The 3,212-nt window shown below is 59.5% G+C and carries 2 protein-coding genes; one reads left to right on the top strand and one right to left on the bottom strand.

Annotated features, from left to right (window positions below; all coding sequences use genetic code 11):
* Positions 1-110: 110 nt before the first annotated feature.
* Complete coding sequence (locus WBR57_RS28075; protein WP_424088493.1) at positions 111-1,196, bottom strand: DUF1615 domain-containing protein; 1,086 nt, start codon at positions 1,194-1,196, stop codon at positions 111-113.
* 281 nt (positions 1,197-1,477) lie between these two features.
* Between WBR57_RS28075 and WBR57_RS28080 the strand changes: the two genes are divergently transcribed.
* Positions 1,478-3,212: DUF6531 domain-containing protein (locus WBR57_RS28080; RefSeq protein WP_424088495.1), on the top strand; the 1,735-nt coding region annotated here is incomplete at its 3' end.

Genomic DNA, 3,212 nt, shown 5'->3' on the forward strand with positions numbered 1-3,212 from the left:
CCTTCGCGAGCAAGCCCGCTCCCACAATTTGGATCTACATCGTTAGTGACTGCGCAGCAATTAAACAAAAGCTTCCGGCACCGTGCGAGCGATCCTGTTGCCGCGCGTGATCAGCGCTTCATACAGCGCTGATAGCGCTCATCTACGCGTTTGGCAAACCACGCGGTAGTCAGGTTGCGGGTGATCTTCGGACTCTTGAGCACGATTCCCGGCAGTATCGCCCGCGGCATCGGTTTGCCGGCCGCCTTGTCGGCCAGGGCGAACACGCGCTGGTAGAGGGTGGTCTGTTCAAAGTCCAACTGCTCGCCCTGCTCCAGCTGGCTGCGGATGCTCGGGTTGCGCATATCCAGCTTCGCCCCCAGGGAGCGCACCGCCAGCTCAGTGGTGCCTGGGAGCAATGAGCCATAGCGAATCAAGTCGCCATCCAGCGCCAGCTCGGTGCCCGAGACGCGGCTGACGGCGGCCTGGAACGCCGCATTACGGCTGGCGTACCACCCGGCATTGAAGTCGGCAAAGCGATACAGCGGCTGGTCGTAATTGACCGGGTAGCCGAGCAAGTGCGCGATGCCGAAGTACATGCCGCCACGCCGAGTGAACACTTCACGCCGAATAGTGCCGTCCACCGTGTAGGGATAACCCCGCGCCTGTTTCTGCGCAAAATCGATGCTGACCTGCATCGGCCCCGCGGTGTGCACCGGGTTGAAACCACCAAACAGCGTATTGCCCAAGGGCACCATGCTGATGAAATCGTCGAAAATACCGCTGAGGTCTTTTTCCGTGCGCGCGGCACTCAGGCGATCAGCGTAGGACTTACCAGTGGGCGAGCGCAGTTGCAGGGCGCTGCGCACCACGAATGCCGGCACATGCACTTTGCCCGCCCGGCGCAGCATCTCATCCTGGGCGATCTTGCCCATGTTCGGCACCGGCGGGTCGACCTGGTAAGTCGACTCTTGCTCGGTCACCGCGAGCACGGCGCAGATGTTTTCAGTGCTGGGATAGATTTCCTGGGTGTCGAAGGCGGTATAGATGTCCTGGGCCCAGCCGTTGCGGTCCGGCACAGTTGTGGGCAGCAAGCGCACAATCTGCGCTTTTACCTCGGTCTCGCTGCGTTCCGGCTGTTGCGGGCCGCGTGGGGTGGAGCAACCTGCCAGCACCAGCAAAGCAGTGAGAAACAGGATCAGGCGGCTTGGATACATGGGGCTTCCTTGGGTGACGGCGGGCCAGGCATTGTTGATATCGACAGGCAAGTCTAACCGGGGTTCGCCGCGTTCGGCACTGGCCACACCACGCCGACAAAGACTACAGAAACATCCCACCTAGCAGCCGGACAAGCACTACAGCCCTATCCATAAAACCACTGCAAAGTTCTTCGCCTGATCACACAGTGCGAGGGATTGCAGATGGTTTTTCTTCTTGATGCCCAAGTCCATGGGGCTATGACTTGAACCGGGCTATCGGCCGGCTGGCCCTTGCCCCTATGGACGCGAAGACGGTCGATGCTGAAAGCGTCTTGCGTGACTTTCGAGCATGCCTGAACACCTTTGACGAGTGGGCCGAAAGCTTCTGGAGCTTTTCGGCACTGGACGTCGAGCAGGTGTTCAAGGTCGGGGAAGAGGTGACGCTGGTCGCGCCGATTGACCGCTCCCTGCTTCCCAGCACCACCGTTGCCACATGCCGGGCCAACGGTAGTTTAACGCTGGTGCACATGTTTCAGAGTACGCAGTTTGTGCCCATCGGCAACACGCCGGTGATGCTGCAAGCCATTGCAGCGGATGGCAGCCCGTTGGGTTCGTCCATTCATAAAACCATCGGCCCCAGCGGCATTCTTGAAATCACCGAGTGTGATCGCAACCAGCAGTATCTGATCAGTTTCTATCCCAACATCTCCAAGGATCACGTCAAGGCGCTGTATGCGTCTTATCAGTTGGTGATCAAGGGGCTGGAAGCGCGTCTGCAAGAAGAGTGGGCGAGCACCTTCAAGCCTCAATGGAAAGACTATTCCGACGCTACCCCGCTGGACCGTCGCAGGGTGGTGGAAGCGGCGTTTCTCAGCGGAATGGGCAACGCGCTTTACAACCTGTGGGACAACGTCACCCAGCTGTACGACCTGCTGGGGGACCTGCAGGCCAACAGTGAAAAGTTGCTGCAATACGTTTCTCAAGTTGAACTCGATGAGCTTCTGAAGCTGAGCAAGGACAGGATAGCCCTTGGTTTGCTGGTGCTTAGCGATGAGCCGCTGCTGTTTATTCACGTGGCAGCGATGGTCAGTTGGATGCGCTTGTTGCCGCCGCCGCAGATGAATGAGCTGATGGGCGAAATCACCGGCGAGGTGTTGATCAACCTGCTGCTGGTCAGGGTGGCGGGCGCGATGGGGGTCGGTGTGCGCCTTGGCACACAGGTGTTGAGCCATATCAAATCCGGCAATGCACGCCGCTGGCTGGAATTGCTGGCCACTCATTTGGTCGGGCCCAAGTTAGAAACGCATGTCGAGGCGGTTAAACCGCTGTTGCTGGGCAGCCCGGCCACAGCGATCAAGACGGTGCCAGCGGTGCCGTTGAAGGTGGGGGATCAGCTGGTTTCCAACCCGGTGCCGGCGGTTCGGAACAAATCCCAGAAAACGGCGTTGGTTCGGCAGGAGCATGTCGACGATGTGCCTGCTTCTGCTCGAAATCCGAATGGGGAAGTGGCGGCGCCTGCGGACAAGACCGTCACCAATGGCTGCCCGGTGTCGATGGTGACCGGCGAGGAATTGCTGACGCTGACCGATGGTGCGCTGGACGGGGTTTTGCCGTTTGAGTGGACGCGGTTGTATCGCACCAGTGCGGTGGAAGTGGATTGCGGGTTGGGGTTTGGCTGGAGTCATTCGCTGGCGCAGCGGTTGTCGGTTTCCGGTGACTCGGTGGTGTGGACGGATCATGAGAACCGGTCGACGCAGTTTCCGATGCCCTCCTCCACTCGACCAGCGATCACCAATAGCCTGGCTGAAGCGGCGATTTACTTGGGTTCGTCGGCTGATGAGTTGGTGCTGGCTCAGGCATCACGTTTCTACCACTTTCGCGACGGTGTGCTGACAGCCATCAGCGATGCGTACGACAACCGGTTGCGCATTTCCCGGGATTATTCCGGGCGGATCGAGCGGCTGGATAACGGCGTCGGGCGTTCGCTGTTCTTGCGTTATGAAGCAGGCCGCATTCTTTCGGTTGACTACCAGA

The sequence above is a fragment of the Pseudomonas sp. genome (assembly GCF_049590575.1).
GTDB lineage: Bacteria > Pseudomonadota > Gammaproteobacteria > Pseudomonadales > Pseudomonadaceae > Aquipseudomonas.

Coding starts and splice junctions, on each gene's coding strand:
- WBR57_RS28075 (WP_424088493.1), bottom strand. CDS start 1,196: ATGTATCCAAGCCGCCTGATCCTGTTTCTCACTGCTTTGCTGGTGCTG.